Below are 26,199 nucleotides of genomic sequence, written 5' to 3'. Positions count from 1 at the left end.
GTCGCTTTGGACGAGTGCTTGGTCGTGTTCAAGTGGTGTTTGTCGTCCTCGGAGTGAAAGTTGTCGCGTTCACACCATCAGTTGTCTCGATGAGCCATATTTTGGGATTTTTCGATGCAGAATTAAAGACGAATTTAAGTCATGTCATTAATTGTTTTGGTAAGTTAATATAATTATAGAGTATTCAGAATAATTAATCTGAGGGGGAATTAGTTTGAATGAAGGGGCAAAATTGGGAGCTGTAACAAGTAGTAAGGTGCGTACAAAGAAAAATATTTTTAATTATCTAGGTCCTGCTTTAATCACTTCGGCGTTGGTGCTTGGTCCCGGTAGTGTTACGTTGTCGTCCAAAATAGGGGCGATTTATGGGTCTCAATTAGTATGGACGCTCGTTTTGGCTGTCATTTTGATGATGGTTTACACAGAAATGAGTACGAGAATTGGAATAGCGGCAAAATCGAGTTTCATAGAAGTCATAAAGGAAAAATGGGGATTTGCAGCAGGATTATTAATAGGTATAGGAGCTTTTCTTGTAACTGCATCTTTTCAAGCAGGAAATGCGATTGGTACAGGTATAGCCGTATCTACAGTTACTAATTTGAATCCGACAGTTTGGATTGTCATTTTTACGCTCTTATCCATTGCTTTGTTGTTTGCAAAACAATTTTATCAAATTCTAGAAAAGCTAATGCTTGTTTTAGTAGTCATTATGCTTCTTGCTTTTCTTATCACAGTAATTTTGGTTCAGCCATCATTAGTAGATATTTTTAAAGGGTTCATCCCAACGATTCCAAAAGGAAGTACAGGGTTGATTATTGCGCTATTTGCAACGAGTTTTTCTATTGTAGGTGCCTTGTATCAATCTTATTTAGTAAAAGAAAAAGGCTGGACGATTTCAGATGCTGGTAGTGGCAGAAAAGAATCATTCTTAGGAATTTTTCTTCTAGGTTTTATTTCATTTCTTATTATGATTACTGCTGCAACAATTTTAAAACCACAGGGGCTTATCGTAAATGATGCTACTGAAATGGGGTTGGCGTTAGAACCGCTTTTCGGAAGTTGGTCTACATTTGTTTTCATGCTTGGTTTGTTTGGTGCATCCTTTTCATCTCTTATGGGAAATGCAACAATCGGTGGATCTTTATTGGCGGACGGTTTTGGAGTAGGAAATAACTTATCGAATATGAAAGTAAAATTTTTAATCATTCTCGTTATGCTCTTTGGTTCTGTGATTGGGATTGTTTTTGGATCAGCACCATTGAATTTAATTATCTTTGCACAAGCAGTGACGATTTTTGTTGTACCTTTCATCGCTATCTCCATTTTAGTCGTTGCAAATGATGAAAAAGTGATGGGCGAGCTTAAGAATAAGATGCTAAGTAATGTTTTAGGGATTATTGGACTGCTCGTTTTGTTCTATCTAGCGTTTAACAATGTAAAAAACATCTTTTTTTCTTAAGGGGGATACAAGTTGAAAACAGTAGAAGAATTAGAAAATTTAATGACAGAACCATCAGAAGCCTTGATTGAGGATATGGTTAAAATAGAAGGTAATATCATTATTCTAGGTATAGGTGGGAAGATGGGACCAACGCTTGCAGTGATGGCAAAAAGAGCAATTGAAAAGGCTGGTATTGATAAAAAAGTAATCGGTGTTTCTCGTTTTTCATCTGGGACATTGAAAGAGGATTTAGAAAGCGCGGGAATCGAGACAATTGCTGCAGATTTACTAAACGAAGAAGAGTTGAAGCGTCTACCTGTAGAGAAAAATGTGATTTATATGGCTGGTAATAAATTCGGGACTACTGGTAATGAGCATTATACATGGGCAATGAATGCTTATTTACCTGGTAGAGTAGCAGAACATTTTAAAGGTTCCAATATTGTTGCGTTTTCAACAGGGAATGTATATCCATTAGTGCCTGTATATTTTGGAGGGTGTGAGGAGCTTCATCCAGTTGCCCCAGTTGGGGAATATGGCCAATCCTCTTTAGGTAGGGAAAGAGTTTTCACTTATTTTTCCCAAAAGGATCAAACACCTCTTACTATTTTTAGATTAAATTATGCGATTGATATGCGGTATGGAGTAATACTTGAAATCGCTAGATCCGTTTATAACGAAAAGCCGCTTGATTTATCGATGGGGCATGTAAATGTTATTTGGCAAGGGGATGCAAATGAATATGCGATTCGCTCGTTATTGCTGGCAAGTACACCTCCAACTATTCTTAATGTAACTGGTCCAGAAACACTTTCCGTTAGATGGCTCGCTAACGAATTTGGTCGCTTGTTTGGTAAAAAGCCCGTCTTTGTTGGAGCAGAGCAAGATAATGCACTGTTAAATAACGCAAGCAAAGCGCATAAATTATTTGGTTATCCGCGAGTTTCCATAAGAGAAATGATTGAATGGACAGCTGATTGGGTTGCGAATGATGGAGAGACGATTAATAAACCAACTCACTTCCAAGAGAGGAAGGGGGAGTTTTAATGGCATTAACACCTGAGTTAATAAAGCATTTACATGATGGAGCATTTATTCCAGCTCATCCTCTAGCCTTGACTAGAGATAAAAAGCTGGATGAGAAGGCGCAGAGAAGATTGACAAGATACTATATGGAAGCTGGTGTAGGTGGAATTGCTGTAGGTGTTCATACGACTCAATTTGAAATTAGAGATCCTGCTTTTAATTTGTATGAAACGGTTCTTAGAGTTGCGATAGAGGAAGTAGAGAAAGCACAATTACAACGCCCCTTCTTAAAAATTGCAGGTGTTTGTGGAGGTACTGAGCAAGCAATAGAAGAATCAAAAATAGCTAAAGCTCTTGGGTACGATATGGTATTATTAAGTAACGGTGGATTAAATGAATATTCTGAAAAGGAGCTTTTGGAAAGAACGAAAGAAGTGGCAAATGAGTTGCCGGTGTTTGGATTCTATCTCCAACCAGCTGTAGGTGGCCGAGTTTTCAGTTATGATTTTTGGGAATCGTTTGCGGAAATACCAAACGTAGTAGGAATTAAGATTGCTCCATTCAATCGTTATCTTACTTTAGATGTATTACGTGCTGTGTGTGCTTCTTCCAGAAGAGATGAAATTGCGCTTTATACAGGAAATGACGATAATATTATTGCGGATTTGTTTACGTCATATGCTTTTGAACTAGAAGGTAAAATAGTAACTAAACAAATTGTTGGTGGACTTTTGGGGCATTGGTCCGTATGGACGCATGAAGCAGTAAAATTGTTTGAACAACAAAAACTTGCTCGTGAAAGTAATCAAGTCGATAAGAAATGGTTTACTATTGCTCAAAATGTAACAGATGCGAACGCTGCATTCTTTGATTCCAAAAATGATTTTAAAGGAAGCATTGCTGGAATCAATGAGGTTCTAAGAAGACAAGGACTTCTACAAGGGAATTGGTGTTTAATGGATCATGAAGTATTAAGTTCTGGACAGTCAGAAGAAATTGACCGTGTCTATGTGACCTATCCCGAGTTAAATGACGATGAATTCGTTCAGTCTTTTCTTAATAGGGAAAGTGAAAATTAAGAAAGAGGAAAAGACACATGATGAGATGTGTCTTTTCACGTTGGAGGCCAGGATGCTATGAAAACAAATATAACGGTTGGGGTAATTGGGCCACTTTGGATTCGCGAAACGCTCATAAGGTGCTTTGATCTCTTTCCTACTATTCAGCCTATTTTTCGATTGTCGGATGTGCTGGAGGAAGCGAAAGATTTCACAATAGAACTTAGAGATCAGGTAGATTGTTTATTTTATTCGGGCAGAATACCGTACCTAGTTGCTAAAGAAGAAGTACCGATGGATATTCCTGCATTTTATATTCCTTTAAAGGGCTCCGGACTCTATCAAGCACTTTATAAATTGAAAGCTAAAAAGAATCTCACTCAAATAAGTTTTGATGGGATTCAAAATGAATATATAGAAATAGTTAAAAATAATTTAGAAGAAACATTTACGCATTGTAATTTTAAAGACATGGTCTCCAATGAAAATGTAGAGGATTTGGTTAATTATCATCTTGAAAACATAGCAAAAAATCCGGATACAGTTGTAATAACAAGTTTGAAATTAGTAAGTGAATCTTTGACAAATAAAAATGTTCTCAACGAATGGTTAAAGCCTTCAGAGGAAGATATTATTGTTGCAATCGAAAGAATGCTGTTAGGAACGAACCAACGAAAACAAAAAGAAATGCAGATTATTATAGGGAGAATCTTTATAGAAAATACCGCTTCTCCCATCAATGATTTTATGACGGAGCATCAGCTACAAAAACGAAACCATGCTATTTATCGTATGCTCCTTCATTTTGCGGAACAAATGAGTGGATACTTAATCGCTCTCAGCAGTAATGAATATTTGTTTGTAACGAATAGAGGAATTTTTGAGCGAATTACAGAAGGATATAAATTTTTGCCTATTGTAGATGAAGTAAAGAAAAAATTAGGTGTTCACTTATCCATTGGGATTGGATTTGGTTTTTCTGCCTTGGAGGCTGGTTCCCACGCAAGAGTAGCGCTTATTCAAGCCCGAGATAGTGGAGGATCTTGCTGCTTTATCGTGAGGGAAGACCGAAGTGTTTTTGGTCCGATCGATTTGATTGCACCATTAAAATATCCATTAGCAATGACAGATCAATTATTAATAAACAAAGCCGAGATTATCGGTATGAGTGCAGCAAATATGGAGAAAACAATGGCATTAATAAAACGAAAAAAGAAAAACGAGTTCACAGCTCATGAACTTGCTTCCGTTTTAGGAATTACACCAAGGAGTGCCCACCGAATTATCCAGTCTTGGTTGGATGGCAAATTAATAGAAGTAATAGGTATGGAAAAAATATCAAGAAGAGGACGACCGCGACAAGTATTCTCTCTTCTAAAAGGTGAGGAGAGTAGCGTATGAATATCGGTTTAATCGGCTTAGATACTTCTCATAGTGAGATTTTTACGAGATTACTGAATGATTCAAGTGACCCTCATCATGTCAAGGGTGCTAGAATAACTCATGTTATTCCTACCTTTTCTAAGGATTTGCCAATAAGTACGGATAGATTCCCGCAGTATTTTGAATTAGTTACTACGAAGTATGGAGTAGTACCTGTTGATGATGCTGATGAATTTATGAATCTGGTCGATGCAGTAATTATTGGAACGGTTGATGGTAGAAATCATTTAGATTGGTTCAAGAGAGTTGTGGGTTATGGCAAACCGGTTTTTATTGATAAGCCGATTGTGATGAGCAGTACGGAGATGAAAGAAGTGATTAAGCTAAGTAAAGAGTTTAATACACCTGTAATGAGCTCCTCTTCTTTAAGATTCTCAGAATCAGTTATGGCAGCGGCGTCTAATAAAGATCTTCTTAGCGGTTATTTCTTTGGGCCGACTCCATTGCAAGAGCAAATGCCTGGCTATTTTTGGTATGGAATTCATTTAGTAGAAATGATTGTGACCCTTTTTGGAACAGCTGTGGATCATATGGAATTGAAGGTTCTGCCAGATTGTGAGCAATTACATTTAACTTTTTCAAGTGGCAATCACGTGATCATCCGTGGAGAAAACGCTTGGCATAACAGATTTGGAGCAGTACTTCATTCAAAAGATCAGGTGCATACACTGAAACTCTGGGAAGAAGAAAAACCTTACTATGCAGGATTGCTTGAGTATGTCGTTAAATTTTTTGAAACAGGGGTTACACCAGTTTCATTAGAAGAAACTGCAGAGATTATTAATGTAATAGAAAGAATCAATCAACTAAAAGAAAAATAGGTAGATATGTAGAAAGGAAGTCTCTTCTAAGAGGCTTTTTTTGTTTTGTCGCTTTGAGTAGGTGGTTTATCGTGTTCGAGGGGTGGTTTGTTGCGCTTGCAGTGCAGTTTGTCGTGTTCAAAGCAGAGATTGTCTCGTTCAACCATTTACTGGAATTGTGTAAGACAAAAATGAGTAGAATCCTTTTCTAATACCGGCTACAGTTTTTTCATGATACGATGGAAGTATATGAAATAAAGCGGTAAGGAGGAATTTCATGTTTCTCGATAAAATGAAGAATGGACTAAAAGATCAACCTTTATTTATTGGCGAGGAGACAGCGATGCGGTTTGCAGTTTTGATTCCGCTTGTTCAAATAGATGACGAATGGCATGTACTTTTTGAAGTGCGTTCGATGACGATGAGAAGTCAACCAGGGGATATTAGTTTTCCAGGGGGACGAATAGATCCATCGGATGCATCTCCATTAGAGGCAGCAGTCAGAGAAACACATGAAGAATTAGGTGTCGATCCAGTATCCATCCATGTTCTTGGACAATTGAGTGTCTATATTCCAACCTCCTCGTTTATCGTCTATCCATTTGTAGCAACTATTGATCAACAAGAATATTCTCTTAACAAACAAGAAGTAGAGGAAACATTCACGATACCAGTCAAATGGCTTTTAAACCATGAGCCTTACGTTCATTATGTACCCGTGCAACCGATGCCACCAACTGATTTTCCTTATGATAAGATTGCTAATGGAAATCAGTATCAATGGAGAGCGAGAAAAATAGAGGAATGGTTTTATGACTATGAGCATTATACAATTTGGGGTTTAACCGCTAGGATTTTAAAACATTTTATTGAAACGATTAAATAGAAATATACTTCACCTATTCAGTTACTTCTGCTGAATGCTAAATTGTCTGTCAGTTGCAAAAGATACTTATCTTAAAGTCGGATTTGTTTCAACTATCCCCATTATTAGATATACTGACTTTAAGTTTTGAAGTATTTACAGTCAATGGGAGGTAACATGATGGGTGAAACATTATTAGGCAAAAACGCTATAATTACCGGTGCTGGAAGAGGAATTGGACGTGCAATTGCTCTTGCACTGGCTACTGAAGGAGTCAATGTGGGTCTTCTGGCACAATCGGAAGCAACTTTGCAGGACGTTGCAAAGGAAGTAGAAGCACTCGGAGTGAAAGCAACAATTGCAAAAGCGGATGTGTCATCAATTGATGAAGTGAATCAGGCAATTGATTCATTGACGAATGAACTCGGTCAGGTGGATATTTTAATTAATAACGCAGGAATAGCGAAGTTCGGTAATTTTATGGATTTGGATGTAGCGGAATGGGAGAAAATCATTCAAGTGAACCTGATGGGCGTGTATTATGTGACACGTGCAGTTCTACCAGGAATGATCGAGCAGAAGTCAGGCGACATCATTAATATCTCCTCTTCAGCAGGACAAAAGGGAGCACCTTTGACAAGTGCATATAGCGCTTCAAAATTCGGGGTGTTTGGAATAACTGAGTCTTTAGCGATGGAAGTACGTAAGCATAATATTCGTGTGACAGCTTTAGCACCAAGTACTGTCGCAACAGATTTAGCTCTTGAAAATAAATTAACCGACGGCAATCCAGACAAAGTGATGCAACCGGAAGATATTGCAGAATTTATCGTTGCACAATTGAAGCTGAACAAACGTATCTTTATTAAAGAAGCTGGCCTTTGGTCAACGAATCCATAAATCCGATTTGAATAGAATATTAAACAATCAAGATAGCATTTAGAGTAACAAGTAAAAATCTCTATTCGGCAGATCTGGACTTTCGTTTGTTAGAAACTATCTAACAACTGGAAGTCCAGTTTTTTTGATATAAGGGGTTACTTAGTCGAGTTCTACGATAAACTATTTCATTCGCATAAAAGTTTGTCTAGTAATAGTCATTTAAAGGAATAAAGGAATAAAGGAATTATTATTACAGGGTTATTACTGGTGCCAGGCACCAGTAACAACCCTGTAATAATATCTAAAATCCATATAATGTAAAATTTGTGGATAAAAATAACAAGGGATATTTTAACTATTTACATAAAATTAATAATATTTCGATTGTCGTAGATATTGATTTAGATTATCTTTAAATAGGGGTCTTATTATTCTGAAAATAGAGTAATAAGGTGAGAATTGTACAACCAAAAACAGGAGGGGAATTATGAAGAAAAATACGATTAAAAAGTCTGTAGTGGCTGCGGCACTTGCGACGTCTTTGTTGGCTTCTACGAATGTAGGATTTGCTAATAGTTCGATGCAAGGTTTAGCGGATCAGGCGAAAAAAGAAATGAAAGCAGCTACTCATGGTTATGTAGTGTCTGCGCAAAAGGGTAAATTAGCTACTAGTAAGGATTTATATCCTGCGCTAAACAAGGCGAAAGCAAATTACGAAAAAGCGAAAAATGCCATTTTTAATTCTAAAGAAAAAAATAAAGCTGCTTTGTTAGTAGATTTGAACAAACAATATAATGATAGTATTGCAAAAGGTCTTATTCCTTATATTGATGCTTATAATTATGCGGACAAGTATTTGAATCCAATTATGGCAGATATCAAGAAGGCAGAGGCTGAAAAAGACTGGGCAAAAGTAGAGAAATTATACCATCAACTTTCTTATCAATTAAAAGATCGTACGGCTATTCTATATAGAATTACAGGTAAAGCCGCAAGAGATTTATTGTTAGAGCATTACAAAAAACCAGCGGATCTAAAGCGTGACCAGTTACGAGTACCTGTCACTATTTATATGAAGGTAGTTCAAGCGGAAAATTTATTGGCAGCAGGTAAGAAAGAAGAAGCAGTAAAGGTATTAGAAACAATGAAGCCATTGCTTGATAAATTACCTTCTACTAGCACCCTGCCAATGGTGAAAGATTTACTTGAAAGAGTAGAGGCAGTATTGAAAGCAGCTGGTGTAGATTCAACTCCAACTGGTGACACAGTTTCTTTACGTATTTTAGGTACATCTGATATTCATACAAATATCGTGAACTATGATTATTACAAAGATACAGTTTCTAATAGCCTTGGACTTGCTAAAACAGCTACATTAATCAAAAATGCACGTACGGAAAACAGCAATACTCTATTGTTTGATAACGGAGATGCAATCCAAGGAACTCCACTTGGTTCTTACAAGCAAGCGGTAGACAAGCTCGTTGATGGAGAAGAGCATCCATCTGTAACGGCGATGGAATTACTGAAATATGATGGAGCAACGTTTGGTAATCATGAATTCAACTATGGCCTTGATTATTTAGATGAAGTAACAGATGATGCGAACTTCCCTTATGTAAATGCAAATATCCGCGATGCAGCTACAAAAAAATTAGCTTATACACCTTATGTATTAATTGACAAAGAAGTAGTTGATGCAAAAGGTAAAAAATCAACGATTAAAGTAGGGGTTACTGGTCTCGTACCTCCACAAATCCTGAAATGGGATAAATCTCATTTAGAAGGAAAATTAACGGTCGACGATTCTGTTCAAGCTGTAGAAGCGATCGTTCCTGAAATGCAAAAAGCTGGAGCAGACGTAATCGTTGTTCTATCTCACTCTGGTCTTGGCGATACGAAGCATGAAGTTGGAGAAGAAGACGTTACGTATTTATTGACAAAGGTTAAAGGTGTAAATGCGATTATTACTGGACATGCTCACCAAGTTTTCCCTGGTAAAGTGGACGCTTCTTTAACGAATGTTGATGTAGCGAATGGAACGATCAATGGTGTTCCAGTAGTAATGCCAGGTAAATTCGGTAGCCATTTAGGTGTAATTGATTTAACGCTTGAGAAAAAAGGAAATAAGTGGTCAGTAGCGTCTTCTAAAGCAGAAGTTCGTACAATTGCGAAGGATGCTACAGACGTGGATCAAACCGTTGTAAATGCAGTGAAAGAAGCACACGAAGGTACAATCAGTTATGTTCGTAAAGCCGTTGGAACAACAACAGCAGACATTCATAGCTACTTCTCACAAGTGCAAGATGATCCATCCATCCAAATCGTAACAAACGCTCAAACAGTTTATGTGAAATCAAAACTGAAAGGTACAGCAAATGAAAACCTTCCGGTGCTTTCTGCTGGTGCACCATTTAAAGCTGGAACTAGAAGTGATCCTGAATACTACACATTCGTTCCAAAAGGCGAACTGGCAATTAAAAACGTAGCGGATCTATACCTATATGACAATACACTTGCGACTGTTAAAGTAACAGGAGCAGACGTAAAAGAATGGTTGGAAATGTCAGCAGGTCAATTCAATCAAATTGATGCAGCAAAAACAGGTGAGCAACAGCTAATCAACGCTGATTTCCGTTCATACAACTATGACGTAATTGACGGCGTAACTTATGAAATAGACGTTACACAACCTGCAAAATACGATGCAGATGGTAACCTGAAAAATGAAAGTGCATCTCGTATTAAAAACTTACAATACAATGGCAAACCAATTGATTTAAAACAAGAATTCATGGTTGCAACAAACAACTACCGTGCAAACGGAACATTCCCAGGAGTGCGCAATGCAACAGCTATCGAAATATATCCAGATGAAAACCGTCAAGCAATCATCGACTACATTCTAGCAGAGAAAACAATCGATCCAACTGCGGACGGCAACTGGAAATTCGCTACATTACCTGCTAATGCGAACGTAGTATTTGAATCATCGAAACAAGCTGAGAAAGTAATCCCTGCAGATGGTAATATAAAATACATTGGTGAAGGCACCGATGGATTTGGGAAGTATTCAATTAAATAAAGAGAAGCCTCTAAACCTTTTGATGGTTTAGAGGCTTTTGCTTTTCACGCTAGTGAAAAGATTCAATTTAATGGGTTTGTTGCTTTGGGCATTTTGTTTGGTTGTCTTCGAGGTGTTGTTTGTCGTACTCGCCTGGAAAGTTGTCGCGTTCACAGTGTACTCTGTCTCGTATAGACATTTACTGGGAATAAATATAAAAACTATTTGCCAATGCAAATAGCTTTTACTTAAATAGAGACATAGTATATTCAGTTTTTCTAGATTTACCACTAGCTATTAGCTTATTATTTTTTAGAATCCTGGTGGCTTCGTGTTTGTCTTGTAAATGAAAGAATCTCCGGCATTCTTGATTGTTAATAGTATCTTTGTAAATTAGAAAGTAGTCTTTTAAAGTTTGTTCGTGTGCTAACTTGCTGAAATTTCTACATCTTGGACAAACCCAGTTTCTGCTCACTTTTTTCATGCCAATGTATGCACAAGCAGGACATTCTACTCCAGTCATAATATCTGACGGATCTATAGAATAGTATCTGCTTAATGGAAAAGAGTTGTATTCTCTGTTTTTGATTAGAATCCAATTCTTAATCTTGTCGAGTTCTTCATTGGTTAAGATAGAATTAGGCGTGTTTAATTCTCTAATAAAATTCCGAATTTCATTTGTTAATAAAAAAACTGTATCGTCTGGAGCAGTTTTAACATAAGAGCTCGCAAATGCAAATGTGACTGCGCCGTAAATTGGGATTTTTATATTGAGGCTTTTAAAAAGTTGGGATAGTTGGTATTTGTATTCTTCGAGTTGGGGAATAGGGCTTTTATAAGAATTTTTTTCACCGTTCGTTTTTGTTCGAACTAGTATGCTAGGATTAGTAAGAATTTCAATTTCTCCAGAGATATTTTTGACTTCTAAAATAAGTGCAAAGTTGGGGGAGATTATAAGGATATCAACTTGAAAACTAATTTCTGAGTAAAGATGGAGGTTGTGAAAAATATAAAACTTATGGGATAATTTCAATTTTTCTAATTCTCTCATGACAGCTTTTTCACCGATATTACCAGCGATTTTTTGCATCATTTCGTCACGAATATAGTTGTATTTGGGATGTGTTTTGCGTAGTCGTTTGGAGAAAGCAACAAGTGCATCTGCGTGGAGTGTATTTGCATATTGCTTCGCTATCAATAATGATCACCTCATCAGTAGATTAGCATAAAGGTAGGTAGGAATCCACTAATGGAATGAAAACTATAAAACTGTAAAGTCTGTTTGTCTCTTCGTAACTTTGATTTGTCGTGTTCAAGGTTATGTTTGTCACGCTTGCTCAATAAGTTGTCACGTTTACAGCATACTTTGTCTTGTATAGCCATTTACTGGTAACTCACACGATAAATAATAGCTCTTTACGTAGCAAAGAGTCCTAACCATTCATTATAGCCCGGAGCGAACAGATTTTTTAACTTTAGACAGCTAGTTTGTCGTGTTCAAGGTGTTCTTTGTCCCGCTCGTTCTATAAATTGTCTCGCTCACAGACCATTCTGTCTCGAACAGCCATTAACTACCAAATTAATCTGTAAAACACAAAAAAGCCCTCTGCCTAAGCAAAGGACTCTCTCAATTATGATTTCTGCGTAGTACCTTCTAATTGCGTATGATTTTCCTGTTTAGCGGGTGAATCATTATTATCCCCAGGCAATGACTCTTCTGTTTCAGGTAATTTTTTCTTGTGTGATTTAGGATATGCTTTTTTCGATTCTGATTTAGAGTTGTTGTCTTGTACGTTTTCATTGAAGTATTGAACGCTTGTCATAGCACCTTCTTCAACCATTCGATTGTCATCTGGATCCTGTGGGTCGGAGAAGCCTGTTTTCGTTGCTAAGTTTGGTTTAAATTTTTGAGAATCTATATAGGATTTTGCTTTAGTCTTTGTGTTTTTCATTTTTGTTTTCGAACTCTCTTTATTTATATACATAAGCGCAAAGGCAGTTATTCCACCCAATAGAAAAGCACGTTTACTTCCTCTTTCCATTTCCAACACTCCCTTTTTTGGTTTTCTATTATAATACCCACTTTTCATTTAAAGAAAACCGCATCACCATAAAAGTTATTTTATAATATTGGTTTTTTGAGTTTTCGATGAGATTGTACAGCTTGTTTGAGACTTTAATGGACATTAAGTAATAGTCCTTTCCTCTTAACTATATCATCCATAATACGGAAAATAGCATATAAGAAGTGAGCATTTTTTCTTTTTCAGTGCTATTCAATGTGCTCATTATTGAAGATAGCTAAACATACAATATGAGAAAAAAGAACTTAGCTGAAAACAGTAATGAAAGCGTATACAATCATTTGTCGAAGGAGAATGAAAATGAATCGAAGAATAATAGAAGAAAGTTCAATACAACTAAACGTCTCGGCGAAAAACTGGGAAGAAGCAGTGAGGATTTGTGGGGAAGTGCTTGTGGATAATGGAAAAGTAGAAATGACTTATGTCGATGCAATGATAAATAATATTAAAGAGTATGGTCCCTATATATTAATAGCGCCTGGTGTTGCATTACCTCATGCTCGTCCAGAAGATGGTGTTAAAGAAGAAGGAATTTGTATTGTTCACTTACAAGATGAAGTAGCTTTTGAGCCTGGAAAAGAGTTTAAGGTATTAATTGGTCTAGCCGCTAGAGATAAAGAATCCCATCTAAATATTTTAAGGAAAATTGCGGAGGTGATTTCAGAAGAGAAAACGATAGAGCAACTAAAAAATGCAACAGGGCTACAGGAGGTTCTGACATTATTTAATGGAAAGGAGGAGCTGGAGCGATGAAAATATTAACTGTATGCGGAATGGGATTCGGATCAAGTATGATGTTGAAAATGACCATTGAAAAAATTCTAAAGGAAAAAGGTATTAAAGCAGATGTAGAAACAGCCGACTTTACTACTGCATCTAGTACCTATGCAGATATCATTTTTACAAATGAAGAATTTGCCAGACAGCTGAATAATGGGAAAGTTAAAGTCGTTAGTATTAAAAACATTGCCGATGCCAATGAAGTGAGAGCTGGATTGGAGTCTGTGTTATAAAACAAATGAGAGGATGGAAGTATGGCTTTCTTTGAGTTCTTAATGAATGAGATTTTAAGCATTCCTGCGGTATTAGTTGGTTTGATTGTTTTCATCGGTCTTGTTTCTCAACGAGCTGCTTCTACAAAAGTTATGTCTGGTACTCTAAAAAGCATTATTGGCTTCCTTATTTTAGGAGCAGGTGCAGGGGTAATTGTAGGTTCTCTCGATTCGTTAGGAGGGATTATTAAAGAAGCATTCGATATTCAGGGAGTGATCCCGAATAACGAAGCAGTTGTTGCTTTGGCACAGCAATTGTTTGGAGCGGAAACAGCACTCATTATGGGTTTTGGATTTATTGCTAATATTTTATTTGCTCGTTTTACTCCTTGGAAATATATCTTTTTAACCGGTCATCACACATTCTTTATGGCAGCCTTATTATCTGCAGTTTTAGGGACAGCAGGATTAAACGGTGCAGCATTAGTTATTGTCGGTTCCTTGCTATTAGGATTTTTCATGGTCTTGATGCCAGCACTAGGGCAACCATTTATGAAGCAAGTGACAGGTAGTGACGACATAGCAATTGGACACTTCGGTACGTTTGGATATATTTCTGCTGCTCTAATTGGTAAGTGGTTTGGAAATAAAGAAAAGTCCACGGAAGATATCAAAATCTCCGAGAAATGGTCATTCTTAAAAGATTCATTAATTTCCACTGCTTTAACAATGGTAGCGATTTTTATTATTTTAGCTGTATTAGCTGGTTCGGATGTAGTGTCTAATTTCGCTGGTGATCAAAACTACATTATGTTCAGTATCATGCAAGGTATTACGTTTGCGGCTGGTTTAAGTATTATCTTACTTGGTGTACGTATGATTCTAAATGAAATCGTTCCTGCTTTCAAAGGAATTGCAGATAAGATTGTTCCTGGTGCAAAACCAGCTCTTGATGTGCCGATTGTCTTTCCGTATGCACCCACTGCAGTGATGATTGGTTTCCTTTTCAGTTTTGCTGGTGGGCTTATTAGTATGACAGTTTTAGGCGTATTGTCCTTACCACTTATTATTCCGGGCCTTGTGCCTCACTTCTTCACTGGAGCAGGTGCTGGAGTATTTGGTAATGCGACGGGTGGTCGAGTTGGAGCTGCTGCTGGAGGTTTCGTTAATGGGGTCTTGATTAGTTTCTTGCCAGCCTTCTTATTACCAGTGTTGGGTGACCTTGGTTTTGCGAATACAACATTCGGTGATGCGGACTTTGGTGTAATTGGTATTATCATAGGATTCATTGCAAGTCTATTTAGCTAAAATATTATTGGTAGCCTTCTTTTTTATCCAATTAGAGGGCTACTTTTAACTTAATGAATACATAACTCCGGAAGGGGAAAATGAATTGAATAATTCTATCCAAACGGTCGACGAATTAAAAAGAACGGCAAATGAACTGAGAAAAAGAATTTTATTTACAGCCCATTATAAAAAACAGGGACATGTAGGTGGGTCTCTATCATGTGCTGATATTTTAACAGTTTTGTTTTTTAATCAGTTAGCTATTGACCCATCGAATCCTAAATGGGAGGATCGAGATCGATTTGTGTTATCAAAAGGGCACACCGCACTTGGTCTTTACGGAATACTATCTCTTAGAGGCTATATTCCAGAAGAGGAATTAAAAACTTTCGATCAATATGAATCTCGACTGCAAGCTCATCCGGATATGACTCGATTAGATGCGCTTGATATGTCTACTGGTTCACTAGGTCAAGGATTATCAACCGCAGTAGGAATGGCATTAGGCGCTAAAAGATTAAAAAAAGATTTTCATGTCTATTGTTTAATCGGTGATGGTGAGTCCCAAGAAGGCCAAATTTGGGAAGCGGCCAACATTGCTGAAAAGTACAACTTAGATAACCTTATTGTCGTGATGGATCAAAATGGTCTTCAACAATATGGGTGGAAAAATGAAACGGATCGTATGCCTCCTGAACAAAAGGCAAAAAGAAAATTTAATAGTTTTGGATTTGAAACATGGGAAGTAGATGGACATTCTATAGCGGATTTAGTGCAAGTTTTGACGGTTGCTAAGAAGAGCTCGAATGGACTCCCTAAAGCAATTATCGCGAATACGGTAAAAGGCAAAGGAATCAGTTTCATGGAACATAATTATAATTGGCACTCAAAAGCACCTAATGATGAGGAGTACCGAATGGCTTTAACCGAACTAGAGGGAGGATTCGACTAAGCATGTTATTAAGTGTAAGAGATCAATTTGGAAAGCACTTGGCTCAATTAGCGAACGAAGACTCAAAAGTTCTAGCATTAGATGGAGACCTTGGAAACTCTACTCGCCTTGATACAGTAGAAAAAGAAACAAAGGATTCTTTTCTACAGATGGGGATTGCAGAACAAAATATGGTAGGGGTTGCGGCAGGGTTAGCATCGGTTGGACTTCAGCCATGGGTATGTAGCTTTGCCACTTTTCTAACAAAAAGAGCATTCGATCAAATTGTGGTCAGTGTTGCTCAAACAAATTTTGATGTGAAATTAGTAGGAAGTTATAGTGGACTACTGACAAGCAACACAGGCAAAACACATCATGCTTTAGATGATCTAGCGATGATGTCAACAATCCCGAACATGACGGTCCTGGCTCCTGGCGACGCCAATGAAACAGTTGCTGCAATGAATGCCATGTATCAAACAAAAAGGCCAATCTACTTAAGATTAACCCGAGATGAAACGATACCTGCTTTTTTAACCAATCTGGATTTTGAGATTGGAAAGGGTAAAACACTTAGAGAAGGTACGGACATTTTAGTTGTAAGTACAGGGAGTATGACCTATCGAGTGTCTGAGGCGATTGAAAAAATCAATGGTGTTTCTATTGCGCATCAACATTTTCCAACGATAAAGCCGTTCGACAAAGAACTGTTATTGGAAGGTGCAAAAGCCGTGCACCTTGTCATTACAGTGGAAGAACACTATATACGTGGGGGTTTAGGTAGCATTGTTTCGGAAATCTTATCAGAACACTTACCTAAAAAAGTCTACAGAATCGGAGTTTCTGATGCGTTCTCTGGTTGTGGGACAGATGATGAGTTATTAGAAGCACATGGACTTTCTATCGGAAAAATAAAAGAACAAATTATCAAAAAGTGGAACGAGGGATTCAAATAAATTCAAGAAATATATCGTTCCTATCAAAGAAGAGATACACTCATATCTAGCAACTTAATTGCATACGATTCACTTACGGTATACCCGTTAGATATAAAACAAAACTAAGAGAAATTCTAACAGAATAAGGATTTTTTCTTCCCGTTCCGACATGTCGGAACGGTTTTTTCTTTGATTTCAAAGATTTTAGCGAAATAAAGTTTATATTCAGATAAAAATGGGAAAAGGGGGTGTGTATTTCTATTTTTCTATTATTCTAGAGGAGGAGAATGGGTTGTTTAAAAAGAGAATATTGTTTTCCCTTGTTGCTATGATGTTGATGCTCTCGGGTTGTGCTGGCTTCCAGGTTGGGGGCGATAATGAAACAACTGTTGAGGCGGATGCAGAAGGAAAGGTAGTTGTCGATTTCTGGAGTTTTTGGGGATCGGAAATTAGACGGCCGGTAATCGAAAAGATTATAGAGGACTTCAATAAATCGCAGGATGAAATTGTTGTTAAACATACTTTTATCCCTTGGGGAGATATTTGGACGAAAGAGCTTGCGGCTATTGCAGCGGGAGATCCGCCAGATGTAGTCATTAATGATATTAATGCGACTGCACTCCGCGGAGAGAAAAAGCAGGCGATGAATTTATCGAAGTTCTTGGAGAAAGATGATATTTCGAAGCGTTTCTATCCGGAACTTTGGGATGCAACTTTATATGAAGGGGATTCATATGGAATTCCGTTTAATACAGATACACGTATTCTTTATTACAACAAAGCTGCCTTCAAAGAAGTAGGGCTTGACCCAGAAAAGCCACCAACTACTTGGGAAGAGCTTGAAGAGTATGCAGCTAAATTGGATAAGAAGAACGGCAATACATATGACCGTTTAGGTTTCTATCCGCTATTCGGTATCAATTACGACGTATGGATGTTGAACGCTTCTGGTAAGAACTTTGTCGATGCTGAAGGAAATGTCGAAGTCGATACAGATGTAAATCGAGAGACATTAAATTGGTTATTAAATTGGAAGGAACGTTATGGCGATAACGTGGTCAATTCCTATAAATCACAAATTGACAGCCAACAGTCAAATCCATTTTTTACAGGGAAATTGGGTATGTTTATCAACACGCCAACATTCTATACACAAATTAGAGACTATGCACCTGAACTTGATTTTGGTGTAGCGATGTTGCCGGAACGTGAACCAGGTAACGGCCATACAAGCTGGGGCGGAGGCTTTGTAGCAGAAATTCCTGAAGGTTCAAGCCACCCAGAAGAAGCTTGGGAATTTATCAAATACTTGACTGACAAGGAAGCGCAAGAATACTGGGCAGTTAAAAACTATGACAATGTAGCAAATGTAGAAGCAGCCGAAGCAGCAGCAAAGAGCTCCGAAATGCCGGAGAAAGACCAAGTTGTTTATCAAATGGCAGTTGATAACATGGAACATACATTATTGACCCCAACGCCTCTTCACGCACCAGACTTCCCAACCCTTATCAATCCAGAGATTGATAATGTAATGCTAGGGAATAAGACTCCTGAACAAGCATTGAAGGATGCACAAGCAGCTGTCGAACAATTAGTGCAAGAAAACAAATAAAGATAGATAAAAGGGGAGCAGAAATGCTCTCTCAGATTAGATACACTCCATCTTTGAAAACAGAACCTCAGACTGATGAAAACGCTTGTCAGTCGAGACACGCAGTGCGAGGCGGAAGCGGAATAGACCTTGAGGTCATGAGCTTACAACGATGCGCAAGTAACGAAGAATGCGAGCGTTTGTCAACGTCTGAGGGAGCAGAAATGCTCTCCTCCTTTTCTAATTAATAAGGGGAGAGTTGCATTGAAAAAGAGAAAGTTCAACTATAAGCGACAAGAAGGTCTTGTCGGATACATATTCATCCTTCCTTGGATCATCGGTTTCCTCGTCTTTACCGCAGGGCCGCTTTTATTTTCTTTAGTTGCCAGTTTCACGAATTATAATATTACTTCACAGATGGATTTTATCGGGACTAATAATTACGAGAAATTACTATTTAACGATCAGCTTTTTTGGACATCGCTCTACAATACGTTGTATTACGTAGCCTTTTCTGTTCCACTCACGACAATTGGGGCAATATTCCTTTCCGTCCTACTCAATCAAGATGTACCAGGTCTACGATTCTTCCGAACCATTTATTATTTACCGGCAGTCCTATCGGGCGTAGGTGTTTATCTTCTTTGGATGCAGTTGCTCGACCCGGGTACAGGTTTCGTCAACATGTTTCTTGGCTGGTTCGGGATTGATGGGCCAAATTGGCTGTTTGATCCAGAATGGACAAAGCCTTCACTTATATTAATGAAGCTTTGGAGTGTCGGCGGTGGGATGCTTCTGTACTTGGCAAGTCTGCAGGGAGTTCCAAAGTCACTTTATGAAGCAGCGGAAATCGATGGAGCAAGTAAATGGCAGCAATTCTGCTATATAACCCTCCCGATGATTACACCGGTAATCTTTTTTGATGTGGTGACGAGTCTAATAGGTGGTTTTCAAATTTTCCAGGAAGCATACGTTATGACCAATGGAGGCGGTGGACCAGTAAATTCACTGCTTTTCTATAATTACTACATGTGGAATAAAGCTTTTAAAGTATTTGATATGGGCTATGCAATGGCGATGTCATGGATTTTGTTCATCATCGTTTTCATACTCACGATGATTAATTTGAAGCTAGCTCCTCGCTGGGTTCATTATGAAGGGGAGTCGAAACGATGAGAGAATCCTATTTTAATAGCATGGCAAATCGGAAGAAATTACTGAAAATTGTCAACTTCATCTTATTGTGTGTCGGCAGTCTATTATTCCTTTCTCCGCTTTGGTGGATGATTTCAACTTCACTAAAGACAATGCAAGAAGTAATGAGTTTTCCGCCGACTTTCTTCCCGAAAGATTGGAAGTGGGAGAACTTCGTTAAGACTTGGGAGTCTGCGCCATTTGATTTGTACACGGTTAATACGTTGACCATTACGGTGCTGGTTGTGATTAGTCAAGTGTTCGTCAACTCATTCATTGCCTATGGCTTTGCAAAAATTCCATTTAAAGGGCGGAATGTTTTATTTACGATTGTACTTTCGACAATGATGATTCCAGGTTTCGTGACTCTGATCCCGCAGTATGTGTTGTTCTCAAAACTGGGTTGGATCAATACATACTTCCCACTCGTAATTCCTGCTTTCTTCGGAAGTGCGTTCAATATTTTCTTGCTTCGTCAATTTTATATGACGATTCCGAACGAAATGATCGAGGCAGCGAGGATGGAAGGGGCAAGTCACTTTTTGATTTGGAGAAAGATCGGAATCCCATTGACGAAGCCTGCACTAGCGACAGTAGCAATCTTTTCATTCAATGGAGCTTGGAATGACTTTTTAGGGCCACTCCTTTATGTGAACAATGAGAAACTTTATACACTTCAGTTAGGGCTTCAGGTATTTAAAGGAGAGATGAATACCCAGTGGAACTACTTAATGGCAGGTTCGTTGCTTGTCCTACTACCCGTTATCATCCTGTTCTTCTTCTTCCAAAAGTATTTTATAGATGGCATCAATTTACAATCCGGAGGAAAGTCTTGATAGTTTGTTTGTCGTGTTGAGCGTGGGCTTTGTCTTGTTAGAGTGGATGTTGTCGCACTTGCGATTTAAGTTGCCGTAATAATAGATTAATGCTTTAGAAAAAGAAAAAGAACGAATCGTCTCACAGTTTATTACTTGTACTTACAATGGTGATTTCAAATTTTAGCCCATTTGTAAGTATAATAGATTAAATTGCTTCTTCGCCTATAAATCTAGCCCAAAAAAACCCCGCAAATGTTAGTTTAGTCTCTAACATTTACGGGGCAAATCATAAATATTCGGCTGCCATTTTTGTTAAAACAAAAAGTATTTTTCTACTGCTAAAATACATAGAAACGCTAAACCCTTACCGTGTTTCCTCTGTTTCCTTAAATATCTCCCCAGCTATCCCATTGCCTGAACGGCTTTTGAAAACCCGGCGTATCCGGCACAGTGCATGATGAGCTCAATAATTTCTTCTTTGGAGAGCCCAACGTTTAGGGCTGCCTCGATATAATATGAAATCGTACAGCAAAATAAAAAAATAGATATTTGAAGATGAATTGCAGATGGCACAAGATTTAGATGTGAGCCGAACTTTTGTACGAGAGGCGATATTACTTTTGGAGTTGGAAGGTCTGCTTTTTACTGAATCAAATAAAGTATATAATCTAGATTTCCGAACAATCAACGGTCTGGGTATCTTTTTTAGGAGGGGAACTAATATCTAATCTGTACTCTTTAAAATTATTAATTCTGAAAATATAGATTGTTTTTACTAGAAAAATAAATTATAATTCAAATAGCTACTCATCAATGAGGAGGAGGTGTTTAAATGAAGATGAGTAAAGAGCTGTTTTCCAATGAATCGGATTTTCATTACTTGATTGCTCTACAGTGTCTTTCTGATTCGGAAAAACCACTTGGATCATGGATTATGAAAGAAAAGATGGAGAGCCTAGGTGATTCGATTAGTCTGGCATCTGTCGGTAGATTATTAAAGGAGTTAGATGGGCTTGGGTGGACAGAGTTAGTATCCTCACAAGGAAGAATCCTTACAGCAAAAGGGCAACGGCAACTAGAAGCTTTGCAAATTGATGTAGAAAGACTAAAGATTGAGGCGGAAATGAAAGAAGCAACTGATCCTGAGAATGCGCAAGACATTATTGATTTACTAAATGTCCGTGTGATCATCGAGTCAGAGGTTATAAAATCAGTCATTGAAAATGCGTCTGACGAAGAAATAGGTCGTTTAGAGGATTCGGTTAAGCGCCATAAACAGTGTGTAAGTATGGGGGAAGATACTGAATTACTCCCGATTAATTTTCACCAAGTATTATGTACGCTCTCTTGTAACCGCTTTCTTAATTCTGTGTTAAAACTTTTAATACATGAAGAGTTAAGACTCGAAGAGAAGTTTCCTGAGATTGCAACTAAGTTAAGGGATGCACATCATCTTGTTGAACACGAACTAATTTTAGAGGCAGTAAAATCACGAGATGTGGAGAGAGCAATTCTACTTACGAAAAGTCATATCCAAAAGCTGATTCAAAGCGTTACCAATTAATAGTTTTATAAAGGGGACGAGAAAATGGAGTATGGGATATTATCGTTATTACCACCGGTTCTTGCAATTGTCATAGCTATCATTACTAGACAGACAATTTTATCTTTATTTATTGGGGTTTGGTTGGGTTCTACAATTATTAGCAATTGGAATCCGTTCGTTGGTTTTACATATTCAATTACGGATGTTGTCATTCCATCAATTGCGGATCCTTGGAATGCGGGACTATTATTGCTTGTGACGCTGGCAGGAGGATTTGTCAATATTCTACGCGTTACGGGTGGTGCACGTGCGTTTGCTGAAGTGGCTACAAAAAAAGTGAATACGCGCAAGAAAGCGCAAAACTTTATATGGGGTAGTTCTTTCCTATTTTCTTATACGGAGCCAGTTTTGATCTTAGGCACGGTCACTCGTCCAATCGCGGATAAGTTAAAAGTATCGCGTGTTAAATTGGCTTATATTTTGGATTCGATGGGAAGTCCGCTTGCTGCTATGTCGCCAATAAGTAGTTATGGACCTTTTATTACTGGACTTATTGCCACGCAACTTGCTGTGCTTGGTCTAAGCGATAATCCATGGTCATTATTTATCCAAATGATTCCTTATAATTTATATGGTCTGTTCGCGATGATTGGTGTGCTATTTGTAGTGAATTTGAATTTAGATATTGGTCCGATGTATAAAGCCGAAATGTTAGCGGTAGAAACTGGGGAACTGTATGGAAAAGAAGATAAGTTGATGATAGATGAATCAATCGAAGAAGAGATGATGGTATCCAACACAAAAGCGGATATTTTTAGCTTTTTGATTCCTATGGGTTTATTAATGGGCACTATTTTTACCGTAATTTTTTGGACGGGGAATATTGGTGAGAATGGATTTCGGGGTGCTTTTTTAAATTCTAATATTGTGTTGTCGATCATTTGCGGATTTATAGCAGGTGCTGTTGGCGGAATTGTCTATGCAAAATTGAAATATAAAACATCCTTAATTTATCTCTTTGATGAATTAACAAACGGTATTTTAAAGCTGATGATTGTACCTCTTATTTTGGTCATGGCATGGTCGATTGGTTCCATCGCATCTACAATGGGATTAGGCACGTTTATTACGGAATTTGTTGGAAGCTACTTGCCAGCATTCCTTGTTCCATTAGTTATTTTTATCATTGGGGCTTTGATAGCTTTTGCGACGGGTAGTTCTTGGGGTGTCTTTGCTATTATGATTCCAATAGCTGTTCCAATGGCTGCTTCTATGGATATCAATTTAGCTTTAGCGATTGGAGCTGTAATTAGTGGGGGCTTATTTGGGGATCATTGTTCACCGATTTCCGATACGACGATCATGTCCTCTACAGGGGCAGCTGCTGATCATATTGAACATGTTCGAACGCAATTACCATACGCTTTAGTTATTGCAATCGCCTCCGCAATCGGGTTTCTTTCCGCAGGGCTTACGCAAAATGTATTTGTTGGTTTAATTGTGACGGCAATTGTTCTATTAGTAGCGTTATATTTATTGAATCGTCGGGTAAAAGGAAGAGATTCAAGTTTGCTTATGAAGAAGCAAGTAGTCTCTTAATATAAGTGGATAGGAAGTGATAATTTATGTTGAAGGTTGATATGATTATTCATAATGGGCATCTTCTGACAATGGAAGGTAAAGGTGTTGGATTTATTGAGAACGGAGCTATAGCGATAAAAGGTAATTTAATAGAAGCAGTTGGAGAATCGACAGAAATTTTGGCTAATTATGAGGCAGAAAAGATGATTGATGCTACCAACAAATTAATTATGCCAGGATTGATCGATGCACATATCCATACGGGCATCAGTATTTTCCGCGGAGTGGCGCAAGATATGTCAAACTGGATGCAAAAAGGTCTTTGGCCTTTCCAGAAACACTTACGTCCAGAAGAAAGTGTTGTTGGGTCTATGGTCAATATTATAGAAGGTTTGAAGGCAGGAACGACTACTTTTTGCGATTACGATGGGCGTATGGACTTACTTGTACACAATTATAAAAAGATTGGTGCACGGGCAAGACTTGCCGAATTGATAAACGAGATACCGGATAATATTGGAGATTTGCCAGTAGGAGAGTTATATCCGTTTGATCCTTCTATTGGTCAAGCAAAGCTTCAACGAAATCTAGATCTATATGAGGAACATAATAATACCGAAAATGGACGAATTACAGTTATCCTTGGCCCACATGGTCCGGATATGATGAGCTTGGAGCTATTAAAAGAAATTCAAGCGCATGCCGAAAGATTAGATACAAAATTGCATATGCATGTTGCACAAGGCGACCGTGAAGTACTTCAAATTGAAAAACGGTACGGTAAGCGAACGATTGAATTTCTAAAAGAACAAGGTCTTTTAAATGAGCGACTCATCGCTGTGCATTTAACTGAGGCAACAGATGAGGAAACGGAAGTTGTTGCAAAAAGTGGAGCAAAATTAATATACTGTGCAGGTAGTATAGGTATTATCGATGGTATGGTCCCGCCAGTTCAGAAGTTTTTGGATGCAGGGGGAACGGCTTGTCTTGGGTCTGACCAAGCTCCAGGGAATAACTGTAATAATATGATTAATGAGATGAAAATGGCAGCCATTTTAAACAAAGTGAAATATAAAGATCCACGAGTATTTAATGCAACTCAGGCACTTCGAATGGCAACAATCGAAGCAGCTAAAGTGATGGGTATTGACGACCAAGTTGGTACGTTAAAAGCAGGTAAAAAAGCAGACGTTATCTTACTAGATTTGTCCACACCTACCTTTTTCCCAGTGTTAACAACACCTATTCGTAATATTGTTCCGAACCTCGTGTATTCTGCACGTGGGGATGAAGTCGAAACGGTAATCATTGATGGAAACATCGTGATGGAAAACCGAGTCATTTTAACAGTAAATGAGAAAGAAGAAATACGAAAAGCACAAGCAGCAGCTGAGCAGATTTCTATTCGTGCTAAAGATGATATATTAAGTGCCCACAGTGATATTCTGCAGATGGTGCGTGATGGGTTGTTATAGGATGGTTTTTTGTTGAGCGTGTACCTGTGTATAAACTTAGGACATACAGGAAACAAATAGGGTTATCCAGTGAGCCGTATACCCCTAAATTGAAACAGGTATAGAAAATGAATCTTTTTCTACACCTGTTTTTTGTATACTCTTTAAAAATGCATCCATGTGTTAAGGACAGTTTTGATAATTGACTACAATTCACTATTAAATAAGTAAGCGGTAGATAACATTCACCTAAGAAGAGGTGGGTTGGCGTTTACCTTTGATAAATCTCTTTTGATTCATTGTAGATAATTATTGCCTATACACAGACTAACCAATAATAAATAGATTTGTTACAATGTAACTATTAGAAAAATTATTAAAAATCATTACTTTTGTTTGATTCCTTTATTGACGAAATGGACCTAGTCCAGCCTATGATCATTGTGCCGATCAGTGAGGAATTGGAGAAGACACTAAAGCAGATGACGGCAGAAATAAGGCTGAAACACCAAGTAATTGTTTTTGGGCGTTGTCACGGGAACGTGGCAGTTGGTTAAAAGAAATACTGGTAAATTGGGTAATAAAACATAGTATTATTAAATATTTTGAACGACAAAAAATGGATGACATTATTAGAATAGAACGGCATGAGTAATGGGCAGTGATATAAAACGAGTCCCTGTGTTAGAAACAAAATAAAATGCATTATACATGTTCTGAAAAAGACAAAGCAGCCGAAATTGAATCCGGCTGCTTTCTTCGTTTAATACCCACCTAGTTTGAAGTAATCCTACTTTAAAATAAAACGCTAAACCCTTACCGTGTTTCCTCTGTCTCCTTAAATATCTCCCCAGCTATTCCCATTGCCTGAACGGCTTTTGGAAACCCGGCGTATCCGGCACAGTGCATGATGAGCTCAATAATTTCTTCTTTGGAGAGCCCAACGTTTAGAGCTGCTTGTAAGTGAACTTTCAGCTGATCGAACGCTCCTTGTGTGATAAGTGCCGTGAGTGTGATGACTTCTCGTTGTGCGTGGGAAAGAGTATTTCTACCGTAGAGATCTCCAAATCCGAAGGACACAATCATCTCCCAAAAATCTGGTGAAATATTTTTAATCCCGGCCATGCCATTACGTACTTCTTCGGAGAATAATTCTTCCATTGCATGTAAACCGGACTCGAATCGTTCGTTATTTTCCATC

At 38.0% G+C, this 26,199-nt stretch carries 23 protein-coding genes; 19 read left to right on the top strand and 4 right to left on the bottom strand.

The window, feature by feature from the left end:
• Window positions 1–214: 214 nt before the first annotated feature.
• The 8 genes from AN959_RS02225 to AN959_RS02190 all read left to right on the top strand — a co-directional run bounded on the left by AN959_RS02225 (window position 215) and on the right by AN959_RS02190 (window position 10,600).
• Complete coding sequence (locus AN959_RS02225; protein WP_172794294.1) at window positions 215–1,459, top strand: Nramp family divalent metal transporter; 1,245 nt, start codon at window positions 215–217, stop codon at window positions 1,457–1,459.
• A 12-nt stretch (window positions 1,460–1,471) separates the two neighbouring features.
• Complete coding sequence (locus AN959_RS02220; RefSeq protein ID WP_056827927.1) at window positions 1,472–2,488, top strand: NAD(P)-dependent oxidoreductase; 1,017 nt, start codon at window positions 1,472–1,474, stop codon at window positions 2,486–2,488.
• Window positions 2,488–3,546, top strand: a complete 1,059-nt coding sequence (locus tag AN959_RS02215) for a dihydrodipicolinate synthase family protein (RefSeq protein WP_056827925.1) — start codon at window positions 2,488–2,490, stop codon at window positions 3,544–3,546. Before AN959_RS02220 ends, AN959_RS02215 begins: the two co-directional genes overlap by 1 nt.
• A 57-nt stretch (window positions 3,547–3,603) precedes the next feature.
• Window positions 3,604–4,926 carry a hypothetical protein gene (locus tag AN959_RS02210; protein WP_056827923.1) on the top strand — a complete coding sequence of 441 codons (1,323 nt, stop codon included), beginning with the start codon at window positions 3,604–3,606 and terminating at the stop codon, window positions 4,924–4,926.
• Entirely contained in the window at window positions 4,923–5,789 is an 867-nt protein-coding gene (locus tag AN959_RS02205) for a Gfo/Idh/MocA family oxidoreductase (RefSeq protein WP_056827921.1), read from the top strand. The genes AN959_RS02210 and AN959_RS02205 overlap by 4 nt, the downstream gene beginning before the upstream one ends.
• Before the next feature lie 256 nt (window positions 5,790–6,045).
• Window positions 6,046–6,654, top strand: coding sequence for a CoA pyrophosphatase (locus tag AN959_RS02200; RefSeq protein WP_056827918.1), 609 nt, complete (start codon window positions 6,046–6,048; stop codon window positions 6,652–6,654).
• A 159-nt stretch (window positions 6,655–6,813) separates the two neighbouring features.
• Window positions 6,814–7,533 (top strand): 3-ketoacyl-ACP reductase, encoded by a 720-nt coding sequence (locus AN959_RS02195; protein WP_056827917.1) that lies wholly within the window; start codon window positions 6,814–6,816, stop codon window positions 7,531–7,533.
• A 469-nt stretch (window positions 7,534–8,002) separates the two neighbouring features.
• Entirely contained in the window at window positions 8,003–10,600 is a 2,598-nt protein-coding gene (locus tag AN959_RS02190; protein ID WP_172794293.1) for a bifunctional 2',3'-cyclic-nucleotide 2'-phosphodiesterase/3'-nucleotidase, read from the top strand.
• Window positions 10,601–10,823: 223 nt separating this feature from the next.
• Here the strand turns inward: AN959_RS02190 and AN959_RS02185 are convergent, their stop codons facing one another.
• Both AN959_RS02185 and AN959_RS02180 read right to left on the bottom strand, forming a co-directional pair.
• Window positions 10,824–11,777 carry a nuclease-related domain-containing protein gene (locus AN959_RS02185; protein ID WP_056827915.1) on the bottom strand — a complete coding sequence of 318 codons (954 nt, stop codon included), beginning with the start codon at window positions 11,775–11,777 and terminating at the stop codon, window positions 10,824–10,826.
• Between the two features lie 433 nt (window positions 11,778–12,210).
• A complete protein-coding gene (locus AN959_RS02180) occupies window positions 12,211–12,621 on the bottom strand; it encodes a hypothetical protein (RefSeq protein WP_053590437.1) in 411 nt (136 codons plus the stop codon).
• Window positions 12,622–12,963: 342 nt separating this feature from the next.
• Between AN959_RS02180 and AN959_RS02175 the strand changes: the two genes are divergently transcribed.
• From AN959_RS02175 to AN959_RS02135, 8 genes are all read left to right on the top strand, one after another.
• Window positions 12,964–13,416, top strand: a complete 453-nt coding sequence (locus AN959_RS02175) for a PTS sugar transporter subunit IIA (protein WP_056827913.1) — start codon at window positions 12,964–12,966, stop codon at window positions 13,414–13,416.
• Window positions 13,413–13,676 (top strand): PTS sugar transporter subunit IIB, encoded by a 264-nt coding sequence (locus AN959_RS02170; RefSeq protein ID WP_056827911.1) that lies wholly within the window; start codon window positions 13,413–13,415, stop codon window positions 13,674–13,676. Before AN959_RS02175 ends, AN959_RS02170 begins: the two co-directional genes overlap by 4 nt.
• 21 nt (window positions 13,677–13,697) lie before the next feature.
• Window positions 13,698–14,963 carry a PTS ascorbate transporter subunit IIC gene (locus tag AN959_RS02165; RefSeq protein ID WP_056827909.1) on the top strand — a complete coding sequence of 422 codons (1,266 nt, stop codon included), beginning with the start codon at window positions 13,698–13,700 and terminating at the stop codon, window positions 14,961–14,963.
• A gap of 85 nt (window positions 14,964–15,048) precedes the next feature.
• A complete protein-coding gene (locus AN959_RS02160; protein ID WP_056827907.1) occupies window positions 15,049–15,897 on the top strand; it encodes a transketolase in 849 nt (282 codons plus the stop codon).
• Window positions 15,898–15,899: 2 nt separating this feature from the next.
• Window positions 15,900–16,832, top strand: coding sequence for a transketolase family protein (locus AN959_RS02155; protein WP_056827905.1), 933 nt, complete (start codon window positions 15,900–15,902; stop codon window positions 16,830–16,832).
• Between the two features lie 274 nt (window positions 16,833–17,106).
• Window positions 17,107–18,426 (top strand): ABC transporter substrate-binding protein, encoded by a 1,320-nt coding sequence (locus AN959_RS02150; RefSeq protein ID WP_253278854.1) that lies wholly within the window; start codon window positions 17,107–17,109, stop codon window positions 18,424–18,426.
• Window positions 18,427–18,669: 243 nt separating this feature from the next.
• Window positions 18,670–19,581, top strand: a complete 912-nt coding sequence (locus tag AN959_RS02140; RefSeq protein ID WP_056827901.1) for a carbohydrate ABC transporter permease — start codon at window positions 18,670–18,672, stop codon at window positions 19,579–19,581.
• Window positions 19,578–20,435, top strand: coding sequence for a carbohydrate ABC transporter permease (locus AN959_RS02135; protein ID WP_056827899.1), 858 nt, complete (start codon window positions 19,578–19,580; stop codon window positions 20,433–20,435). Before AN959_RS02140 ends, AN959_RS02135 begins: the two co-directional genes overlap by 4 nt.
• A gap of 384 nt (window positions 20,436–20,819) precedes the next feature.
• Here the strand turns inward: AN959_RS02135 and AN959_RS22005 are convergent, their stop codons facing one another.
• Window positions 20,820–20,990, bottom strand: coding sequence for a carboxymuconolactone decarboxylase family protein (locus tag AN959_RS22005; protein WP_172794292.1), 171 nt, complete (start codon window positions 20,988–20,990; stop codon window positions 20,820–20,822).
• 259 nt (window positions 20,991–21,249) lie between these two features.
• Here AN959_RS22005 and AN959_RS02130 point away from each other — a divergent pair, with 259 nt between their 5' ends.
• From AN959_RS02130 to AN959_RS02120, 3 genes are read left to right on the top strand one after another with little or no spacing between them, the layout of a single operon-like run.
• Complete coding sequence (locus AN959_RS02130; RefSeq protein WP_056827897.1) at window positions 21,250–21,981, top strand: FCD domain-containing protein; 732 nt, start codon at window positions 21,250–21,252, stop codon at window positions 21,979–21,981.
• Window positions 21,982–22,005: 24 nt separating this feature from the next.
• Window positions 22,006–23,562: a Na+/H+ antiporter NhaC family protein gene (locus AN959_RS02125; protein WP_056827895.1), complete on the top strand. Its 1,557-nt coding sequence runs from the start codon at window positions 22,006–22,008 to the stop codon at window positions 23,560–23,562.
• Between the two features lie 26 nt (window positions 23,563–23,588).
• Window positions 23,589–25,019: an amidohydrolase family protein gene (locus AN959_RS02120; RefSeq protein WP_253278853.1), complete on the top strand. Its 1,431-nt coding sequence runs from the start codon at window positions 23,589–23,591 to the stop codon at window positions 25,017–25,019.
• 795 nt (window positions 25,020–25,814) lie between these two features.
• On the opposite strand, the gene AN959_RS02115 is transcribed toward AN959_RS02120, so the two are convergent.
• Complete coding sequence (locus AN959_RS02115; protein WP_056827893.1) at window positions 25,815–26,198, bottom strand: carboxymuconolactone decarboxylase family protein; 384 nt, start codon at window positions 26,196–26,198, stop codon at window positions 25,815–25,817.
• Window position 26,199 lies beyond the last annotated feature (1 nt).

It is taken from the genome of Psychrobacillus sp. FJAT-21963 (genome assembly GCF_001420585.1).
Taxonomy (GTDB): Bacteria; Bacillota; Bacilli; order Bacillales_A; family Planococcaceae; genus Psychrobacillus.
This window is presented reverse-complemented; position numbering and strand designations above follow the sequence as displayed.

Bases quoted from the DNA above. Each gene is read 5' to 3' on its own strand.
- AN959_RS02210 (WP_056827923.1), top strand. From the start codon at position 3,604: ATGAAAACAAATATAACGGTTGGGGTAATTGGGCCACTTTGGATTCGC.
- AN959_RS02115 (WP_056827893.1), bottom strand. From the start codon at position 26,198: ATGGAAAATAACGAACGATTCGAGTCCGGTTTACATGCAATGGAAGAA.
- AN959_RS02165 (WP_056827909.1), top strand. From the start codon at position 13,698: ATGGCTTTCTTTGAGTTCTTAATGAATGAGATTTTAAGCATTCCTGCG.
- AN959_RS02190 (WP_172794293.1), top strand. From the start codon at position 8,003: ATGAAGAAAAATACGATTAAAAAGTCTGTAGTGGCTGCGGCACTTGCG.
- AN959_RS02120 (WP_253278853.1), top strand. From the start codon at position 23,589: ATGTTGAAGGTTGATATGATTATTCATAATGGGCATCTTCTGACAATG.
- AN959_RS02130 (WP_056827897.1), top strand. From the start codon at position 21,250: ATGAAGATGAGTAAAGAGCTGTTTTCCAATGAATCGGATTTTCATTAC.
- AN959_RS02200 (WP_056827918.1), top strand. From the start codon at position 6,046: ATGTTTCTCGATAAAATGAAGAATGGACTAAAAGATCAACCTTTATTT.
- AN959_RS02175 (WP_056827913.1), top strand. From the start codon at position 12,964: ATGAATCGAAGAATAATAGAAGAAAGTTCAATACAACTAAACGTCTCG.
- AN959_RS02205 (WP_056827921.1), top strand. From the start codon at position 4,923: ATGAATATCGGTTTAATCGGCTTAGATACTTCTCATAGTGAGATTTTT.
- AN959_RS02195 (WP_056827917.1), top strand. From the start codon at position 6,814: ATGGGTGAAACATTATTAGGCAAAAACGCTATAATTACCGGTGCTGGA.
- AN959_RS02170 (WP_056827911.1), top strand. From the start codon at position 13,413: ATGAAAATATTAACTGTATGCGGAATGGGATTCGGATCAAGTATGATG.
- AN959_RS02135 (WP_056827899.1), top strand. From the start codon at position 19,578: ATGAGAGAATCCTATTTTAATAGCATGGCAAATCGGAAGAAATTACTG.
- AN959_RS02125 (WP_056827895.1), top strand. From the start codon at position 22,006: ATGGAGTATGGGATATTATCGTTATTACCACCGGTTCTTGCAATTGTC.
- AN959_RS02180 (WP_053590437.1), bottom strand. From the start codon at position 12,621: ATGGAAAGAGGAAGTAAACGTGCTTTTCTATTGGGTGGAATAACTGCC.
- AN959_RS02215 (WP_056827925.1), top strand. From the start codon at position 2,488: ATGGCATTAACACCTGAGTTAATAAAGCATTTACATGATGGAGCATTT.
- AN959_RS02155 (WP_056827905.1), top strand. From the start codon at position 15,900: ATGTTATTAAGTGTAAGAGATCAATTTGGAAAGCACTTGGCTCAATTA.